Genomic DNA, 16,157 nt, shown 5'->3' with positions numbered 1-16,157 from the left:
CTATCAGTCAGGCCACCAAAGGCAACCTCTTGGTCATAAGAAAATGAACTAAAAACTAGACCAATTGGTCTAAACCGAATGCGTGCTAATCAGGAAACGCTCTCGGCTGGCCGCCATCTGGCGCTCCAGCGCCTCGAGCGCCGAGGCGGCGCTGGCGTCCAGCATAGCCGCCAGCAGGCGGTTGAAGTGGGTCCGCATGGCGCGCCGCGCTCCCGCCGGATCACGCGCCTTCAAGGCGTTGAGGATGGCCGCATGCTCATCCACACGCGACGAATCGTCGATCTCGCACACCGCCTGATGCGCAGCGCTAACCTCCGGAACCTCCGTCCGCATCCGCCACAGCGTCTCAATGGTGTGCAGCACAGCGGCGTTATTGGCCGAAGCCGCAATCACGCGATGAAACTCACGATCGGCCGCGTCAGGGTCCAGATCGGGGTTAGTCCCGCCCATGGCCGTGACAAGTTCGTCCAGCCGCGTCAGCGCCTCATCCGTAATGACCGACGCGGCCAAGGCCGCGGCCTCCGACTCGAAAAGAGAGCGCGCCTCGGTGACTTCGAAAGGACTGACCGCCGGCAGGGCGCCGGCCGGTTGCGGCGCCGAACAGACAAAGACGCCCGACCCTGTCTTGATCGCCAGCTTGCCTTGAGCTTGCAGCGCCACCTCCGCCTCACGCACAGTGACGCGACTGACACCGAAGCGTTCGGCCAACTCCCGCTCACCGGGTAGTTTAGCGCCAGGTCCGTAGCCTCCATCGGCGATGAGCTGGAGAATCTGGTCGGCGACCGCGTGGAAGAGACGTTTTTGGCTCATGATGGCCAGTCTAGAGGAACCGAAGCGTCAGGCCAATCGGTCTGGTGCCCGAGTTCGCCAGCCGTGAGAGCGGAAGAAGGCCGGGATACTGTTCGTCCATATGTTGTCCGTTGCTCATATCTGGATATGCTTCCTTGCCTAACGCGTCGATTTTGCGAGGATTTCATGCACATCCTGTCCGCCGCCGCCGCCATCGGTCTCCTCGGTTTGACGGCCTGCAGCCCGTCGCCCGACAGCGCTCCCAACGAGAAGCCTGTAGTTGAAGCTTCGCAAGCCGCGCCTCGAGTCATGACGGATACAGCACCGGCTGGCGTCGCCGCCGACGACGCCTTGTTTAAGCGCGACGAACCGGCGGACGCGACCATGACCCTGAATCGCGAGAGCGCCGGCTGGCGCGTCGCCTTCCGGGCCGGAGGCGTGCCGAATGGCCCCGCGACCGCCGCCGACTGTGAACTTCAGGCGGTCGGGCTGCAGAACCGAGAGGACGTCATCGCTGCGCGCGTGGTTCCGTTCGAGGGCGAACTGAACGTGATCACCGCCGCCGACATCGGGGCGGACGCACCGGTTATTCAAGTCCGCATGGGGCCGGAGGGCGCGTTCGTTCAGGATGGCGGAGCCGCAGCCCGTTTCTGCGGCATGGGATCCGATATCGACGGCTTCTACCGCAGGACCGGATCTCCCGAGTGAGCGCCGGGCCCGTCCTCCGGGCGTCCCCGCCTCACCCTACCGTCGCCGAAGCAAGGCCGCGCCAATCGCCGCAACGGCGAGGGCTACGGTCGCCAATCCAGCCGCCCCATAGACCATAAGGCCCGGAGAGAGACCGCTCCGCATATTCTCAGACGAGGGTTTGGCCTCCGGGCTCCCGCCCTGCCCCTTTCAAGAAGCGGCTACGAACCCGTTTCCGGTCAGTCGCAATTGGCGCAGGTCGACGTTCATCTCATTCTGGAACCGTGTCGTCGCCGCGTTCTGCAGGCGACGCTGCATCGTCGCGTCATTGTCCCGCATGGCGTCTTCATAGGCGACGCTCTGGGCGATGAAGTTGAGGATGAGAACCTCCGCCATCTCCTGCTTCTGCGCGTCATTCAGGCCTGTAAAGGAACGATTGTCGCCCATCATGGCGCGAACTTGCGACTGAACGCTCTGGACCTGAGCCCTGCTGACGGATCTCACATCGTTGGCGATCTGCCAGTTCAGCATCCAGTAGGCCGTCATGGCGTCCGCCACATCGCCGCGACGCAAGCCGTATTGTGAAACGTGCTGTCCCCAGCGGGCGAAGAAGTCCTGCTGATCCATCGCCGCCGCGATTCCCGCCCCGTCGCCGCCTGTCGAGCGGACAAAGTCCGCGAATTGGCGTTTGACGCGCTGCGTGATGGCCGGCGACGACTGATATGTGGTGCGGGCAGAGGCGGCGGCGCGACGGCCCGACGCCGCCGCTCCAGCCGCCACTCCGCCTCGCGCGGGAGCACGCGCCTGAGAGGACGGCTCCATCATGTTGTCGCGCATGGCGGCGTGCATCTGGTTCATCGCGTCCGCCGTCGCGAAGCCCTGGAAGGCGTAGTCCTGAGCCTGAGTCTGGGACGCGCAGAGCAGAACCGCTGCGACCGCTCCCGCCAGAAACACCTGCTTGCCGCTCATCTCCGCCTCTCCATCACTCTGAAAAACGCTCATTCCTCAAAAGCACAACGGCGGGCGAAGGTTTCGCCCGCCGTTCCACAAATCGGCCTTTTCGGCCTTATCCCTGCTTGCGAGCCAGGGTCGAAGCGGATTCGCCGATCGACTTCAGGGCGTTGTTCAGCGCTTGGGACACGAAATCCAACTCCTTGCCGACGGCCGTCATCTCGGCGGACAGGCTGCCCATCTTCGGCTTCTTCTTCTGGCTTTCGGCGTCGATCTTCTCGCCGATCTCGGCCATGCGCTCCATCTTGGCGTCCAGGACGCTGCCCAGCGCCAGCGCCAGGCGCAGCATGAAGCTCTTGCCGTTCAGTCCGCCGGGGATGGCGTTGCCTTCTTCATCGCGGCCGCCGGTGCGGGCCTTCTCCAGGGTCTTGTCGACCAGATCCTGAACGATGTCGTTCATCTGACGTTCGATGCCGCCGGCTTCGAAGGCGCCGCCTCCGGTAGCCTGCGCCAGGCCCGCCGCGGATTCACCGATGCTCTGGAAGGCGCCGCCCGTATTGCCCGTCGCGGCTGCGAAAGCGCCGATCGACAGATCGATCACCGACTGCGGAAGGCCCAGAGCCTGACCGACCTGTTGCAGGACCTGCTGGCCGATCGACGACACGACCTGGGTCAGAGCCGCCTGAACCAGAGCCGAGGTGCCGCCCGTCGCGACCGCCAGGGCCGCCTGGCTGATAAGGCTGCCGATATTGAAGCCGCCGCCGCCGATGCCGAACATGATCTTTTCTCCGAATGGTGTGCGTTTCCGGTTCGCCGGCCAGGCGCCTCGCCCGGAAACCCGACGACCTCACGAAACCACCCGTCCCTTATCGTCGGTAGTCAGGCCGTTCCCCAGCTAGGGACTTCCCTAGCCAACGACGCAGACGCGACGGGACGCGGGCGGCGACCGCCGCTGTCTGGACGCTCGCGGCCTCGGCGCGGGCCGCATCCTCGGCGGTCTCTTCGACTGTGCGGGCGCGGCGGTCCAGAACGGTGATCCCGCCCGCCGTCACGCCCAGCAACAGCACCTCGTCGCGCCAGATCACCACGGTCGCCCGTTCGCGCGTGCCCAACGGCAGGGAACGGATGAAGCGGATCTCATCGCCGCTGGGGGCCCCGCTCTGGACCTTCTTCAACATGCGGATCGAGAAGAAGGCCAACCCCAGCACCAGGGCGAGCGCGACCAGGACGGTCAGAAAGTCCATCAACAAGGCGAACGGCGTCATTGCGTCTCCGGAGAGGAAGCCACGCCGTCGTCGGGCATGGCGGGAAAGAGAGGACCGCTGCGGACAGGAGCGGCTTCAACCGCAGCGCCCTCGCCCGGATCTGCGCCCTGACCTTCGACCTCGTCGGTCAGATCGACTGGGTCGAGCGTCTCGCCGCGCGCCGCTTCATCGCGCAGGCGGCGCGCCGTCAGGATCACCTCGGCGACGGCGGCGAACATGTCCTCGGGCACCACGGCCTCGACCGGCACCTGTTCGTGCAGGGCGCGGGCCAGGGGAACGTTGCGGATGATCGGCACCCCTTCGCGCTCGGCCATGCCGCGCATGGCGCGGGCGATCAGGCCGTCGCCCTTGCCCGCCACCACGGGCACGACGTGCTCGCCGGGATCATAGGCCAGGGACACGGCGATATGGGTCGGATTGACCACCAGGGCCGCCGCGCCGCGCACGGACCCGACGGCGCTGGATTGAGCCCACTCCTGAGCCAGTTCGCGGCGGCGCGCCTTGACCGTGGGATCCCCCTCCATGTCCTTCGCCTCCTGACGGATATCGCGTCGGCTCATCCGCAGCCGTTTCATGAAGCTGAAGCGCTGGTAGGCCGAATCCAGGATGGCGACAAAGACGAACACGACCAGGGTCCAGCCCAGCAGGTGAAAGCCCGCCGCGCCGAACGCGCCCAGCACCTCGCCCGGCTGGGCCGCCGGCAGGCGCAGGATGCGATCGAACTGGCCGAACAGGATCAGCCCCGCCAGCCCCAGCAGCAAGGCCGTCTTCACCAGCGACTTCACCACCTCGAACAGGTTGTCGGTGTTGAACATCCGCTTCAGCCCCTCGCCGGGATTCAGATGATCCAGCTTGGGCGTCATCTTCTCGAGGGTGAAGACCGGCCCGGTCTGCAGGAACTCCATCAGCGACGCGAACAGGGCCACCGGCAGCAGCAACAGCGCCGTCAGATAGACGAACCGCCGCGCCGCCGACCAGGCGACCTGTTCGAAGGCGTCGCCGAACGGCTGGTCCATCACGCGGAATACATCGTCGAACAGGGCGGCGAAATTCGCGAACACCGCCCCCGCCAGCATCAGGCCGACCAGCAGCCAGGCCAGCAGCACGGCGGTGGAGCCGACGTCCTTGCTCTTGGCGACGTCGCCCTTCTTGCGCGCGTCCTGAAGCCGTTTCGGTGTCGGCCGCTCTGTCTTGTCGCCGCCGTCGTTCTTCTCCGCCACGCGCGCTCCGCTTCATCGAACAGGGATGAAAAACATCAAAAACGAGCTTTGCCGAATACAGAAACGGCAAAGCTTATGGTCAAGCTTACACTTTATCCGAACCCTGACCGCTTCAGAAAAAAAGCAAGCTAGGGTTAACCCTACTGGCAAAAATTTTCATTACCGATCTCGTTGACAACATTCATGAGCAATAATATCGCTGTCACACAAGATCGAAATTCACATAGCTTCGGGCGAAATACGAAGTGAGACAATTTTGCTCGGTAACCGGTACAGTAATACTTGTTATTACTGCATGGAATCATTCCGCAATTGCGGAAGACTGTAGCATCGCCTCGCCGCAGCTGGTCGCTTCAGCCGCTTCCGTCAGCCAGTTTTCCCTGGCGCTGGGAAGCGGAGCGGTCGAATCAACGCCTTGCTCTGCACACGCCCCGCGAGAGGTTCAGGCGGCGCAGCAACTGCTGATCTACGACAATGAGTCGCCGACCGAGGTGATCGGTTCCTCAGAAACCGTTGCTTTTTACAGGTCGGAAAGTGTCACGACCGGCGCGGGACCGCATCGCAACAGGACTCCGCACGGCGATCTGATCACAGCGGCGGCGCGCGAACACGACATCGACCCGGCCCTCCTGCAGGCGATTATCAGCGTGGAATCCGCTGACGACACGAACGCCCGCTCGCCCGTCGGCGCTCGCGGCCTGATGCAGGTGATGCCCGCCACCGGCCGTCGCTTCGGCGTCGCCGACGAGATGCGGCTGCACGAACCGGAAACCAACATTCGCGCCGCCTCGCGCTACCTGAAGACGTTGCAGGGCCTGTTCGGCAACGACCTGCGCCTGGTGCTGGCCGCCTACAACGCCGGCGAAGGCGCCGTGCAGCGTTACGGCCGCAACATCCCGCCCTACCGCGAGACCCAGGACTATGTCCGCAAGGTCATGGCTCGCTACGACCAGCTCCTCACCGCCCGCCGTTCCTCCTTCCGATAGTTCTCACCGATCTCCCGTTCGGCCTGATCCGCCGGCAGCCACAAGGCGCGTCCATGTCCTTCGCCAGCCCGCTGAAACTGCTGGGCCTGCGCCATAACGGCGGAGGCGTCGGCCGCTATTCGGACCTGTTCCTGGTGGCGGGGGTGGCGGCGATCATCGCCATGATGATCTTGCCCCTGCCGTCGCTGGCGATCGACGCCCTGGTGGCGATCAACATCAGCGCGGGCGTGGTGATGCTGCTGGTGTCGATCTACATCGCCTCGATCGTCGACATTTCGGTCTTCCCCAGCCTGCTGCTGATCACGACCCTGTTCCGGCTGGCGCTGTCGATCGCGACGACGCGGATGATCCTGCTGGAAGGCCACGCCGGGGCGATCATCAACACCTTCGGCAACATGGTGGCGGGCGGCAATTTGGTCGTCGGCCTGGTGGTCTTCCTGATCATCACCGTCGTGCAGTTCATCGTCATCGCCAAGGGAGCCGAACGGGTGGCCGAGGTCGCCGCCCGCTTCAGCCTGGACGCCATGCCGGGCAAGCAACTGTCGATCGATTCCGATCTGCGCTCGGGCCTGATCGACAAGGACGAGGCCAAGCGCCGCCGTCGCCTGCTCGAGATGGAGAGCAAGCTGAACGGCAATCTCGACGGCGCGATGAAGTTCGTGAAGGGCGACGCCATCGCCGGGATCATCATCGTGGTGATCAACCTGCTGGGCGGCCTGGCCGTGGGGATGTTGCAGAACGGCATGGATTTCGGCGCGGCGGTCCAGAAATACTCCATCCTGACCATCGGCGACGGCATGGTGATGCAGATCCCGGCCCTGCTGGCGGCCATGTCGGCGGGCCTGCTGGTGACGCGCGGCGGCGATTCCGAGACCGACGCCCACCTGGGCGCTTCGATGCACCGCCAGTTATCGGCCCAGCCTAAGGTCTTCCTGGTCGCGGGCGGCATGTGCTGGCTGCTGGCCCTGGTGCCCGGTTTTCCGACCGTGGTCTTCCTGCTGCTGGGCGCGGTCGCCATGACCGCCTCGGTCATGATCGAGCCGCGTTGGCGCAAGTCGGCCGGGCGCAGGGTCAAGGCCCTGACCGGCCGCGCCGCCGCCGAAGCCGACGGTCCCATCGCCTCGACCCAGACACGCCCGACAGAAGGCGCCGCCATGACGCCCCTGATGCTCGAGATCGACGGCCGCGCCCTGCGCGCGACCGATCCGGAGCGCCTGACCGCCGCCCTGGAGACCCTGCTGGACGAGTTCGAGGCCTCGCTGGGCGTGGCCCTGCCGCGCGTGACGGTGCGCTACGGCCCGGCCGAGGCGGCGGACCGCTGGCGGCTCATGGCGTTCGAGGCCCCTTTGGGCGCGGGCGATCCCGGCCCGGCGCCGGATGCGCTGGATACGACGCTGGCCGGCGTGCGCGGCCTGCTGCGCCGCAACGCGGGGATGTTCATCGGCATCCAGGAGGCCTCGACCCTGCTGAACCGCGCCGGCGAGAGCTATCCCGAGGTGGTCAAGGAGGTCGCGCGCGCCCTGCCTCTGGCCCGCATCGCCGAGATCATGCGCCGCCTGGCCGAGGAAGAGGTGCCGCTGCGAAACCTGCGCGACATCCTGGAATCCCTGGCCGACGCCGGTCAGCGCGAGAAGGATCCGCTGGCCCTGACCGAGTTCGCCCGCGTGGCCCTGCGTCGCCAGATCAGCCACCGCTACGCCCCCGACGGCGTGCTGAAGGCCGCCGTGCTGGAGCCCGCGCTGGAGAAGCACCTGCGCGAATCCATCCGCGTCGGCGGCGCCGGACAGCAACTGGCGCTGGAGCCGGACATGGCCCGTCAGATCATCGAGGCCGTGCAGAAGACAGTGCGCGACACGAACGCCGACGCCGTGCTGGCCGCCATCGACCTGCGCCGTCACATCCGCAAGCTGGTCGAGCCGGAGCTGTTCGACACCCCCGCCCTGTCCTTCCATGAGCTCCTGCCCAGCCTGAAGCTCGAGATCGTCGGCCGGGTCGCCCTGCCCGACCTCGACGCGGCGACGCCGGCGGCTGTTCCCGCCCCCTCCAATCCCCCCGCCTCCACGGCCGCTGCGGCCTGAAACGACGGACCCTGCATGACGATCAAGACGCCGACCGCCCGCAAGGGCCTCAAGACCGCCCTCCTGACCGTGGCCGCCCTGCTCGGCCTGTCCGCGCCCGCTGCGGCGGGCGACCCGCCGATCGGCAACCAGACCCTGCAGATCGCCCCGCGCGAACAGCCGGTGGGTCAGTTCCTGCAAAGCTTCTTCGGCCAGCTGGGCGTGCCGGTGATCATCAGCCCCAACCTGCGAGGGACGGTGAACGGCGCCTTCAGCGGCCCGGCCTCGACCATCTTCAGCCAGGTGGCGGACGCCTTCGACCTGGTGGCCTATTACGACGGCGGGGCGGTCTACATCTATCAGACCTCCGAACTGACCAGTCAGTCGATCCCCGCCTCGCCGCAAATGCTGCGCCGCGTGCGCGCCACGGCGCAGGAAATGGGCCTGCTGGACAGCCGCAACACCCTGCAGCCCGCCGGGCAGATGCTGGTCGCCAACGGCACCCGCCGCTTCATCCAGCAGATCGACGAGATCGCCCGGGCCGGCCCCGGCGCCCGCGCCGAAGCCGCCCAGCCGACCTACGAATACCGCGTCTTCACTCTGCGCTACGCCTGGGCCGATGACGTGACCTTCGAGACGGCCCAGAGCGAAGTCACCATTCCAGGCGTCGCCTCCATCCTGCGCGCCATGGTCAGCAATGACCCGAACGGCGCCGTCGCCCGCCGCATCGAGACGCGACGCTCGCCGCGCGTCGGGGGCCTGCGCGGTCAGGGCCTGGCGTCGCAGGGCGCGGCGCAGAACGGCCTGATGGACGCCAGCTATGTCGATGGCGGCTTCACCCCCACGCCGGACACGCTCGGTCTGGCGCTGGCGGATGAGCAGATGGCGGGCGGCGCGCCGGTCCAGCATGCGCGCATCCAGGCCGACACGCGCCTGAACGCCGTCATCGTGCGCGACACGGCCGACCGCATGGGCGCCTATGAGGCGCTGATCGCCGCCCTGGACAAGGAGCCGCAGCTTCTCGAGATCCAGGCCACCATCATCGACATCGACACCACCCGCGCCCGTCAGCTGGGCATCAGCTGGCGCTTCGACGACGGGCGCGGCGGAGTGCTGTTCGGCGACGGCACACGCAACGACGACCGCCTGCGTCGGGGCCAGGACATCACCCCGCGCAACAACGGCCTGGCCATCTCGACCATCATCGGCAACGGCGATTACTTCGTCTCGCGCATCACGGCGATGGAGGATGAAGGCGTCGCCCGCATCGTCTCGCGGCCGCAGATCGTCACCCTGTCGAACGTCCAGGCCCTGTTCGAGAACACCCGCAGCTTCTACGTCGGCCTGGAAGGCGAGCGGGACGTCGATCTCTACAACGTCACCGCCGGGACCACGCTGAAGGTCACGCCCCACGTCCTGCGCGACCAGAACCAGACCCGCATCCGGATGCAGATCCAGATCGAGGACGGCTCCCTGACCGACGCCGACGTCGACGACATCCCGGTCGTGCAACGCGCGGCCCTGAACACCCAGGCCATGATCCTGGAAGGCCAGAGCCTGCTGCTGGGCGGCATGGTGGTGCAGCAGGACGTCAACGCCGTGACCAAGGTGCCGGTGCTGGGAGACATCCCGGCGGTGGGCCTGCTGTTCCGTCGCTCGGAGCGTTCGACGGGCCGGATCGAGCGCCTGTTCCTGATCACGCCGCGCCTGGCCTCCATCGGCGAGGAAGCGCCTGCGCCGCGTCTGGACTTCGGCGCCATTCCCGGCTCGCCCGAAACCCAGCCCCTGCCCGCCGCCCCGGCCCTGCCCAAGGGCGGATCGCGCATGGGCTTCAACCAGGGTTCGGCGCCGAACGACCCCCTGCCCGCCCCGGCCGCCACGCCCGCCGTCGCCGTGCGCGAAGCGCCGCCGCCCGGCTTCACCCCCTATGAACCGGCCAAGGACTGATCCGCCATGCCCGCCGACGCCGTCGCCGCACCCGAGATCGAAAGCCTGGTCCTTCGCGTCCTGGCCGGGCGCGTGCGCGGCGCCTCGGCGCCTCTGGAACGTGGCCGCGTCATCGCCGTGGGCCATGACCTGGACGCCGACATCGTGCTGCGCGACGCCAGCGCCGAGGGAGTGCGGCTGACGCTGAAGGCGCGGGCGGACGCCGCCGACCTGGAGCTAACGTCCGGCGCCGTGACCTTGCTGGGGCATGAGCTGACCGCCCCGGCCCAGGCTATCCTGCCCCTCTATCTGCCGCTGCTGATCGGCGACAACGCCGTCGCCATCGGCGAGGCAGAAAGCCCGCGCTGGAGCGAGGCCGAGCGCATCCTGGCCGCCGCCCGTCCCTTGCCGGACGATGACGGCGATGAGGACGACGCCCCGGCTGGCGACGGCCGCAACTGGCAATATCTGCTTAACAACACCAACGCCCTGGTGTCGCGCTCGGCCAAGTTCGTTCCGGTGCTGCTGATCGCCGTCGTCACCATCTCGGCCCTTTTCGCCATCAGCTCGGGCATCCCCGCCTGGCCCAAGTCGCAGCCCAAGCCCGCCAAGGTCCAGGCCGTCCTGTCGGAGGAGGGCTTCGACAAGCTGGTCGTCATCAAGACTGAGGCCGGCGACCTGCGCATCGAAGGAATGCTGACCTCGGACGCCGAGCGCGTGCGCCTGCAGCGCGTCCTGGCGGCCCGCGAATGGCGCCCCCGCCTGGAGCTTCAGACTCACGACGGCATCGCCCGCCAGGTCGAGGAGCTTTACCTCGCCAACGGGGTGAAGGCGGCCGCGCGCTCGGTCGGCGCGGGCATGGTGCGTCTGGACGTCACCGGCAGCGACCCTGACGAAGCCGCCCGCCTGGAGCGTCTGGCCATGGGCGAGGTCAAGGGCCTGCGCCGCATCGACGTCAGCCTGCTTCCCGGCGCCGACGAGGGCGGCCGCTTCGAAGACATTCAGCAGGGCGGCGGCAAGCGGGTGGTGTCGGTGATCGGCGGTGAGCGCGGCCACGTCACCACCGCCGACGGCGCCCGCTACTTCCCCGGCGCCGTCCTGCCGACCGGCCACCGCATCGTCTCGATCGAGGACACCCGCGTCCTGGTCGAGCGCAACGGCTCCCGTTCCGAACTCAACTTCTGACCCCAGCCCAAAAGGAGAATTCCCATGTCATCCCAAAGTCTGAACGGCCTCGGAATGCTGGCCGTCTCGCCCGGCCTGAACAGCGAGCGCGACAAGGCCCGCCCCGGCTCCTGGTTCGAGGCCATGGCCCATTCCTGGGGCCAGACCCTGGACGCCCAGGCCGGCCGTATCGTCGAGCTGTCCGAACAGATCGGACCGGGCGGCGAGGACAAGCCCTCGACCATGGCCATGCTGACCGCCGAGTCGATGCGCATGAACTTCATGGCCAACTCCTCCTCCACCTCGACCGACTCCGTCGGCAAGGCGCTGGAGACCATGGCTCGCAAGAACTGAGCCCTTCATTTCAACAGGAGGGGCTCATGTCCTTCGAAGCCTCGGCCGCCGCAGCGGCCATGCCGCCCGAGATGCTGCAACCCCAGACGCAGCAGATCGACGTCGCCTACAACGCCACCCTCAGTCAGGCGGTGCAATTCCAGAACCTGCTGCACGTCACGCCCCTGTCGGCTCCGGCTGCCCCGACCGAGCCCAACGGCGTCATGAAGACCATGATGGGCGCCCTGGAGCAGGTGAACGGTCAGGCCTCGGACCTGGCCGCCCTGGCCCAGGCCGCCGAGGGCAAGGCCGGCGGCATGACGCCGGGCGAGATGGTCATGATGACCGTCCGCGCGCACGAGTTCATGTTCAACTGCCAGCTCACCTCCAACATGGCCAACCGCACGTCGGACGGCCTGCAGCAGCTGTTCCGGCAACAGTCCTGAGGGAGGCGGTCATGCGAATCCGATCGCTCGCCGCCCTCGCGGGCGCAGCCCTCCTGCTTGCCGCCTGCGGCCAGCAGGAGCTTTACGGCGGCCTGACGGAACGCGACGCCAATGAAATGGTCGCCGTGCTCAAGGCTCAGGGGCTGGACGCTTCCAAGACCCGCGACGGCGACAATTGGGTGCTGAAGGCGGATCGCGGCGACTTCTCTCGCGCGGTCGCCCTGCTGCACGACCGGGGCTATCCGCGCCAGAACTTCGCCAGCATGGGCGAGGTCTTCCAGAAGGAGGGCTTCGTCTCCTCGCCGATGGAGCAGCGTATGCGCATGATGTACGCGCTGCAGCAGGAGCTGGGCCAGACCATCTCTTCCATCGACGGGGTGGTGCAGGCGCGCGTCCACATCGCCGTGCCGGAAAGCGATCCCCTGGCGCAGGAGAAGCCGCCCTCCTCCGCCTCGGTCTTCATCAAGCATCGGCCCGACTACGACATCTCGGCCCAGACAGGTTCGATCAAGGCCCTGGTGGTCAACTCGATCGAGGGCCTGCCCTACGACAAGGTCACGGTCGTCGCCTTCCCGGCGTCCGAAGTCCTGACCCAGCCGCAGGCCCCGGCCGTCACCCAGCTCAGCCTGCCGCTGGGCGTGCTGATCCTGGGCGCGGCGGGACTGGGCATCTACGGCCTCTATCGGCGGCCCAAGCCGCGCGCCAAGTCAGACGCCAAGCGAGGCGAAGCTTGACGCCGGGCGCCGCCAGGACCGAACGCGCCGCCCTGTGGCGCCGGGCCCGCGCCCTGGACGGCGCGGATGACGCCACGCGCTCGCCGCGCGCCCGCGCCCTGGCCCGCCGCCTGACGCCGCCGCGCGCGCCGGTGGACTATGCCGCCATCCTGAAGGCGCCCGCCTGGTCCGCCCTGCCCCTGAACGCGCGCCGCCGTCTGGCCGCGACCTGCGGCGCCGTCCTGCTGGCCGAGCGGCTGGCGGCCAGCATCGACGGGCGGATGCTCGGCGTCGTCGGGCGCAGCATCGGCGAGAGCGCGCTGGACGCCGTCCTGGCCCTGCCCCCCGCTCAACGGCCCGAGACGCCGCCGGTCGGCGCGCTGGACGCCGAGGCGCTGGAAGGCCTGGGCGCCGCCGCCCTGCTGGCCGATCTGTCGGGCGAAACGGCCCGGCGGCTGGCCGACGGCCTGGCCCCGCCCCTGCTGCGCCTCGACGCCGATCAGGCCCAGGCCGCGCGCCGTCTGGCCCTGACAATCTGCGGGATCGCCGCATGAGCTTTCACCTGATCGCCGCCGCGCCCGACGCGGCCCTGCTGACCGACCGCCCCGTCATCCGCCGCGAGGAGCGCGCCGTCGTCGAGGCGGCGGTCGAACTTCTGGCCCAGGCCCAGGCGCGGCTGGCCGAGGTCGAAGCCCATCGCGCCGCCGAGGGCGAGGCGGGTCGCGCCGACGGCTACGCCGCCGGCTATGAGGCCGGGCTGACCGCCGCCGCCCGCGACGTCGCCGAACGCGCCGCCCGCCTGCACCGCGAAATGGAGGCCGAACGCGAGCGCCTGCGCGAATCCGCGGGGCGCCTGGCGCTGGATGTGGTGCGCCGCATCGCAGCCGAATTAGCGCCAGAGGCCGTGCTGGCGGCCCTGGCCGAGCGGGCGGTGAAGGACGTCCTGCCCGAGGCGCCGGTCGTGGTTCATGTCGCCCCCGACGGCGTCGGCGCCGTCGCGACCCGTCTGTGGCCCATCGGCGCAGCGATCGAGGTGCGGCCCGATGACGCCCTGCCCCCCGGCGACTGCGTCATCGAAACCGCCGCCGGGCGCAGCCACGCCGGGCTTGAAGTCCAGCTCGCCGCCCTTGAGCGCGCCTTTGAGCGGGGGCGCGCTGCATGAGCCACGACGCCGTCGAACTGCGCCTGCACGACGCCTTGCGCCGCGCCCGCACCCTGGACCGGCGCGGGCGGGTCGTTCAGGCCTTCGGCACCACGGTGCGCGCCACCGGCCTGAACGCCCGCATCGGCCAGCAGGTCGAGATCCGCGACCCCGCCGGCGGCCCCGTGGTCAAGGCCGAGGTCGTGGGCCTGAGCGACGGCGCGGCCATACTGACGCCCCTGACCAGCCTGAACGGCCTCGGCCCCGAAGCCGAGGTCATCGCCGCCGACGACCGGACCGAAGTCCCCAGCGGCCCCGGCCTGCTGGGCCGGGTCATCGACGCCTTCGGCCGCCCGCTGGACGGCCTGGGCCCCATCGCCGGGCCGGTCGCCCTGCGCGACGTCTATGCCGACGCGCCCAATCCGCTGGCCCGACCGCCGATCAACGCCCTGTTCCCGACCGGCGTGCGCGCGGTCGATACGCTGCTGAGCGTCGGCGTGGGCCAGCGGGTCGGCGTCTTCGCCATGGCGGGCGGCGGCAAGTCGACCTTGATGGGGATGTTCGCCCGTCACTGCGCCGCCGACGTCAACGTCATCGCCCTGATCGGCGAGCGCGGACGCGAGGTGCGCGAGTTCCTCGACGACAGCCTGGGGCCGGAAGGCCTAGCCCGCTCGGTCGTGGTGGTCGCCACCTCAGACCGCCCGGCGATGGAGCGCGTCCGCGCCGCCCACGCCGCCACCGCCATCGCCGAGGGCTTCCGCGCCCAGGGCCTGCGCGTCATGCTGCAGATGGACTCCGTCACCCGCTTCGCCCGCGCGCTGCGCGAGATCGGCCTGTCGGTCGGCGAACCGGCCGTGCGGCGCGGCTTTCCGCCGTCGGTCTTCGCCGAACTGCCCCGACTGTTCGAACGGGCGGGCGCGATCGAGGGCGGCTCCATCACCGCCTTCTACACCGTGCTGATCGAGGACGAGGAAGGCGGCGACCCGATCGGCGAGGAGGTCCGCTCCATCCTGGACGGCCACGTCTATCTGTCGCGCAAGCTGGCGCAGGCGAACCACTATCCGGCCATCGACCCGCTGACGAGCCTAAGCCGCGTCTTCCCGCGCGTGACCTCGCCCGAGCATCAGGCGGCGGCGGGCAAGGTGCGCGCCTGGCTGGCCAAATACGCCGAGATCGAGTTCCTGCTGCAGATCGGCGAGTACAAGCCCGGCGGCGATCCCCTGGCCGACGAGGCCGTGCAACGGATGTCCGCCCTTCGCGCCCTATTGCAGCAAGGCGCGCATGAAGGCGTCGCGGCCGAGGCGGCCCTGGCCCAGCTGGCCGAGGCCGCGTCATGAGCGGGCGCGACCGCATCACCCTGCTGCGGCGCCTGGCCCGGCTGCGGGCGCAGAGGGTCGAGGCCGCGCGCCGCCTGGTCGCCGTCGCCCAGGACGCCCTGGCGCGGGCGCAGGCGGCGTTGCAGGCGCGCGAGGAATCCATCGCCGCCCTGGGCCGCCATATCGAGACCCTGGACGAATGGTTCGCCTCGGGCGCGGGCGGCGACGCGCGCCTGATCGAAGGCGCCTTGTCGCGACGCGGCCTGATCGCCGACCGTCGCGAGGCCGAAACAGAGGCGCGCCTTGAGGATCAGCGGGCGGTCGAGGCCGCTCAGGCCGAGCGGGATCAGGCCCTGCGCGCCCTGATGCGCGCCACGGCCCGCCACGACGCCGTCGACGGCCAACTACGCCGCGCCGTGGCCCTGCGCGCCGGACGTCGCGAGGACCAGGAACAGCTCGATTTCGAGGAACGGGGCCGCCCGCGCCTGCAACTGCTTATGGGAGGCCGCGCCTGATGGCCGACGCCGTGAACAACTCCGCCCCCGCCCGGTCCGCGCCCGCCGCACGGTCCGCCAGCCCCGCCCCCTCGGCCTGGAGCGGCGGCGCCTTCGAGGCCGCCCTGGATCAGGCCGCCGCGCGCCGCCATGCGCTCGAAACGGGAGAGCGCCAGCCCCGCTTCGCCCGCCGCGACGAAGACGCCGAACCCGTCCGCGACCGTCCCGACGACGCACGACGCGAAGAGACCAAGGCCGACGACAAGGCGGACAAGGCCGAGGGCCAGTTGAACATTGCAGGGGCGACCGGCCTGAACGCCGTCCAGGGCGGTCCCGTCGCAGCGGCGGGCTTCACCGGCGATGTCGAAGCCATGGCGTCGATGATGGAGAAGGCCTGGCTGGCGGCCCAGGCCGACGCCGCCAAGGGCATGCAGGTGCAGTTCACCGACCGAACCCTGGCCCTGGCCGGGTTCGGGGTGATGCGGTTGGCCGACGGCGGCCTGACGCTGCAACTGGCCGCCCACCAGCGGCCGACGCCCGAGCTGGAGCGCGCGCTGGAGCTGATGCGCCGTCGGCTGGAGGCGCGCGGCGTGGCCGTGTCCGAGGTGCGCGTCGCCCCCGCCGATCCCGACAGCGAGCATCGCCCGCCGGACGGGGTGCGGTGAGCCA

At 69.0% G+C, this 16,157-nt stretch carries 18 protein-coding genes; 13 read left to right on the top strand and 5 right to left on the bottom strand.

Annotated elements, in window-relative coordinates:
* Positions 1 to 69 precede the first annotated feature (69 nt).
* Positions 70 to 810 carry a FadR/GntR family transcriptional regulator gene (locus ACWIDZ_RS11320; RefSeq protein ID WP_343831439.1) on the bottom strand — a complete coding sequence of 247 codons (741 nt, stop codon included), beginning with the start codon at positions 808 to 810 and terminating at the stop codon, positions 70 to 72.
* A gap of 165 nt (positions 811 to 975) precedes the next feature.
* Here ACWIDZ_RS11320 and ACWIDZ_RS11315 point away from each other — a divergent pair, with 165 nt between their 5' ends.
* Positions 976 to 1,497 (top strand): hypothetical protein, encoded by a 522-nt coding sequence (locus tag ACWIDZ_RS11315; protein WP_343831437.1) that lies wholly within the window; start codon positions 976 to 978, stop codon positions 1,495 to 1,497.
* 189 nt (positions 1,498 to 1,686) lie between these two features.
* Here the strand turns inward: ACWIDZ_RS11315 and ACWIDZ_RS11310 are convergent, their stop codons facing one another.
* The 4 genes from ACWIDZ_RS11310 to ACWIDZ_RS11295 all read right to left on the bottom strand — a co-directional run bounded on the left by ACWIDZ_RS11310 (position 1,687) and on the right by ACWIDZ_RS11295 (position 4,912).
* Positions 1,687 to 2,445: a DUF6683 family protein gene (locus ACWIDZ_RS11310; RefSeq protein ID WP_343831435.1), complete on the bottom strand. Its 759-nt coding sequence runs from the start codon at positions 2,443 to 2,445 to the stop codon at positions 1,687 to 1,689.
* A 97-nt stretch (positions 2,446 to 2,542) separates the two neighbouring features.
* The gene (locus ACWIDZ_RS11305) at positions 2,543 to 3,205 is read right to left on the bottom strand and encodes a hypothetical protein (RefSeq protein WP_200166505.1); all 663 of its coding nucleotides are present in this window, start codon (positions 3,203 to 3,205) and stop codon (positions 2,543 to 2,545) included.
* 88 nt (positions 3,206 to 3,293) lie between these two features.
* Entirely contained in the window at positions 3,294 to 3,692 is a 399-nt protein-coding gene (locus ACWIDZ_RS11300; RefSeq protein ID WP_453989199.1) for a flagellar biosynthetic protein FliO, read from the bottom strand.
* The gene (locus ACWIDZ_RS11295) at positions 3,689 to 4,912 is read right to left on the bottom strand and encodes an EscU/YscU/HrcU family type III secretion system export apparatus switch protein (RefSeq protein ID WP_291775195.1); all 1,224 of its coding nucleotides are present in this window, start codon (positions 4,910 to 4,912) and stop codon (positions 3,689 to 3,691) included. The genes ACWIDZ_RS11300 and ACWIDZ_RS11295 overlap by 4 nt, the downstream gene beginning before the upstream one ends.
* A 245-nt stretch (positions 4,913 to 5,157) precedes the next feature.
* On the opposite strand from ACWIDZ_RS11295, the gene ACWIDZ_RS11290 reads away from it, so the two are divergent.
* From ACWIDZ_RS11290 to ACWIDZ_RS11235, 12 genes are read left to right on the top strand one after another with little or no spacing between them, the layout of a single operon-like run.
* Complete coding sequence (locus tag ACWIDZ_RS11290; RefSeq protein ID WP_453989197.1) at positions 5,158 to 5,898, top strand: lytic transglycosylase domain-containing protein; 741 nt, start codon at positions 5,158 to 5,160, stop codon at positions 5,896 to 5,898.
* A gap of 53 nt (positions 5,899 to 5,951) precedes the next feature.
* Entirely contained in the window at positions 5,952 to 7,976 is a 2,025-nt protein-coding gene (locus tag ACWIDZ_RS11285; protein ID WP_453989196.1) for an FHIPEP family type III secretion protein, read from the top strand.
* Positions 7,977 to 7,991: 15 nt separating this feature from the next.
* Positions 7,992 to 9,902 (top strand): type III secretion system outer membrane ring subunit SctC, encoded by a 1,911-nt coding sequence (gene sctC / locus ACWIDZ_RS11280; RefSeq protein ID WP_453989195.1) that lies wholly within the window; start codon positions 7,992 to 7,994, stop codon positions 9,900 to 9,902.
* A 6-nt stretch (positions 9,903 to 9,908) separates the two neighbouring features.
* A complete protein-coding gene (locus tag ACWIDZ_RS11275) occupies positions 9,909 to 11,066 on the top strand; it encodes a SctD/MshK family protein (protein ID WP_453989194.1) in 1,158 nt (385 codons plus the stop codon).
* 24 nt (positions 11,067 to 11,090) lie between these two features.
* Entirely contained in the window at positions 11,091 to 11,399 is a 309-nt protein-coding gene (locus tag ACWIDZ_RS11270) for a hypothetical protein (RefSeq protein WP_112999251.1), read from the top strand.
* 26 nt (positions 11,400 to 11,425) lie between these two features.
* Positions 11,426 to 11,824 carry a hypothetical protein gene (locus ACWIDZ_RS11265; RefSeq protein ID WP_088411497.1) on the top strand — a complete coding sequence of 133 codons (399 nt, stop codon included), beginning with the start codon at positions 11,426 to 11,428 and terminating at the stop codon, positions 11,822 to 11,824.
* Between the two features lie 11 nt (positions 11,825 to 11,835).
* Positions 11,836 to 12,558 (top strand): type III secretion system inner membrane ring lipoprotein SctJ, encoded by a 723-nt coding sequence (gene sctJ, locus ACWIDZ_RS11260; RefSeq protein ID WP_313039480.1) that lies wholly within the window; start codon positions 11,836 to 11,838, stop codon positions 12,556 to 12,558.
* Positions 12,555 to 13,091 carry a hypothetical protein gene (locus tag ACWIDZ_RS11255; protein ID WP_453989192.1) on the top strand — a complete coding sequence of 179 codons (537 nt, stop codon included), beginning with the start codon at positions 12,555 to 12,557 and terminating at the stop codon, positions 13,089 to 13,091. The genes sctJ and ACWIDZ_RS11255 overlap by 4 nt, the downstream gene beginning before the upstream one ends.
* The gene (locus ACWIDZ_RS11250) at positions 13,088 to 13,699 is read left to right on the top strand and encodes a FliH/SctL family protein (RefSeq protein WP_453989191.1); all 612 of its coding nucleotides are present in this window, start codon (positions 13,088 to 13,090) and stop codon (positions 13,697 to 13,699) included. The genes ACWIDZ_RS11255 and ACWIDZ_RS11250 overlap by 4 nt, the downstream gene beginning before the upstream one ends.
* On the top strand, positions 13,696 to 15,015 hold the full coding sequence (locus tag ACWIDZ_RS11245) for a FliI/YscN family ATPase (RefSeq protein WP_453989190.1): 1,320 nt from the start codon (positions 13,696 to 13,698) through the stop codon (positions 15,013 to 15,015). Before ACWIDZ_RS11250 ends, ACWIDZ_RS11245 begins: the two co-directional genes overlap by 4 nt.
* Entirely contained in the window at positions 15,012 to 15,509 is a 498-nt protein-coding gene (locus tag ACWIDZ_RS11240; protein ID WP_312052372.1) for a hypothetical protein, read from the top strand. The genes ACWIDZ_RS11245 and ACWIDZ_RS11240 overlap by 4 nt, the downstream gene beginning before the upstream one ends.
* Positions 15,509 to 16,153, top strand: a complete 645-nt coding sequence (locus ACWIDZ_RS11235; protein ID WP_453989189.1) for a hypothetical protein — start codon at positions 15,509 to 15,511, stop codon at positions 16,151 to 16,153. The genes ACWIDZ_RS11240 and ACWIDZ_RS11235 overlap by 1 nt, the downstream gene beginning before the upstream one ends.
* The last annotated feature ends 4 nt before the right edge of the window (positions 16,154 to 16,157 follow it).

Source organism: Brevundimonas sp. NPDC055311 (genome assembly GCF_053645695.1).
The sequence above is the reverse complement of the archived record's forward strand: the minus strand, read 5'-3'. Positions and strand labels throughout refer to the sequence as shown.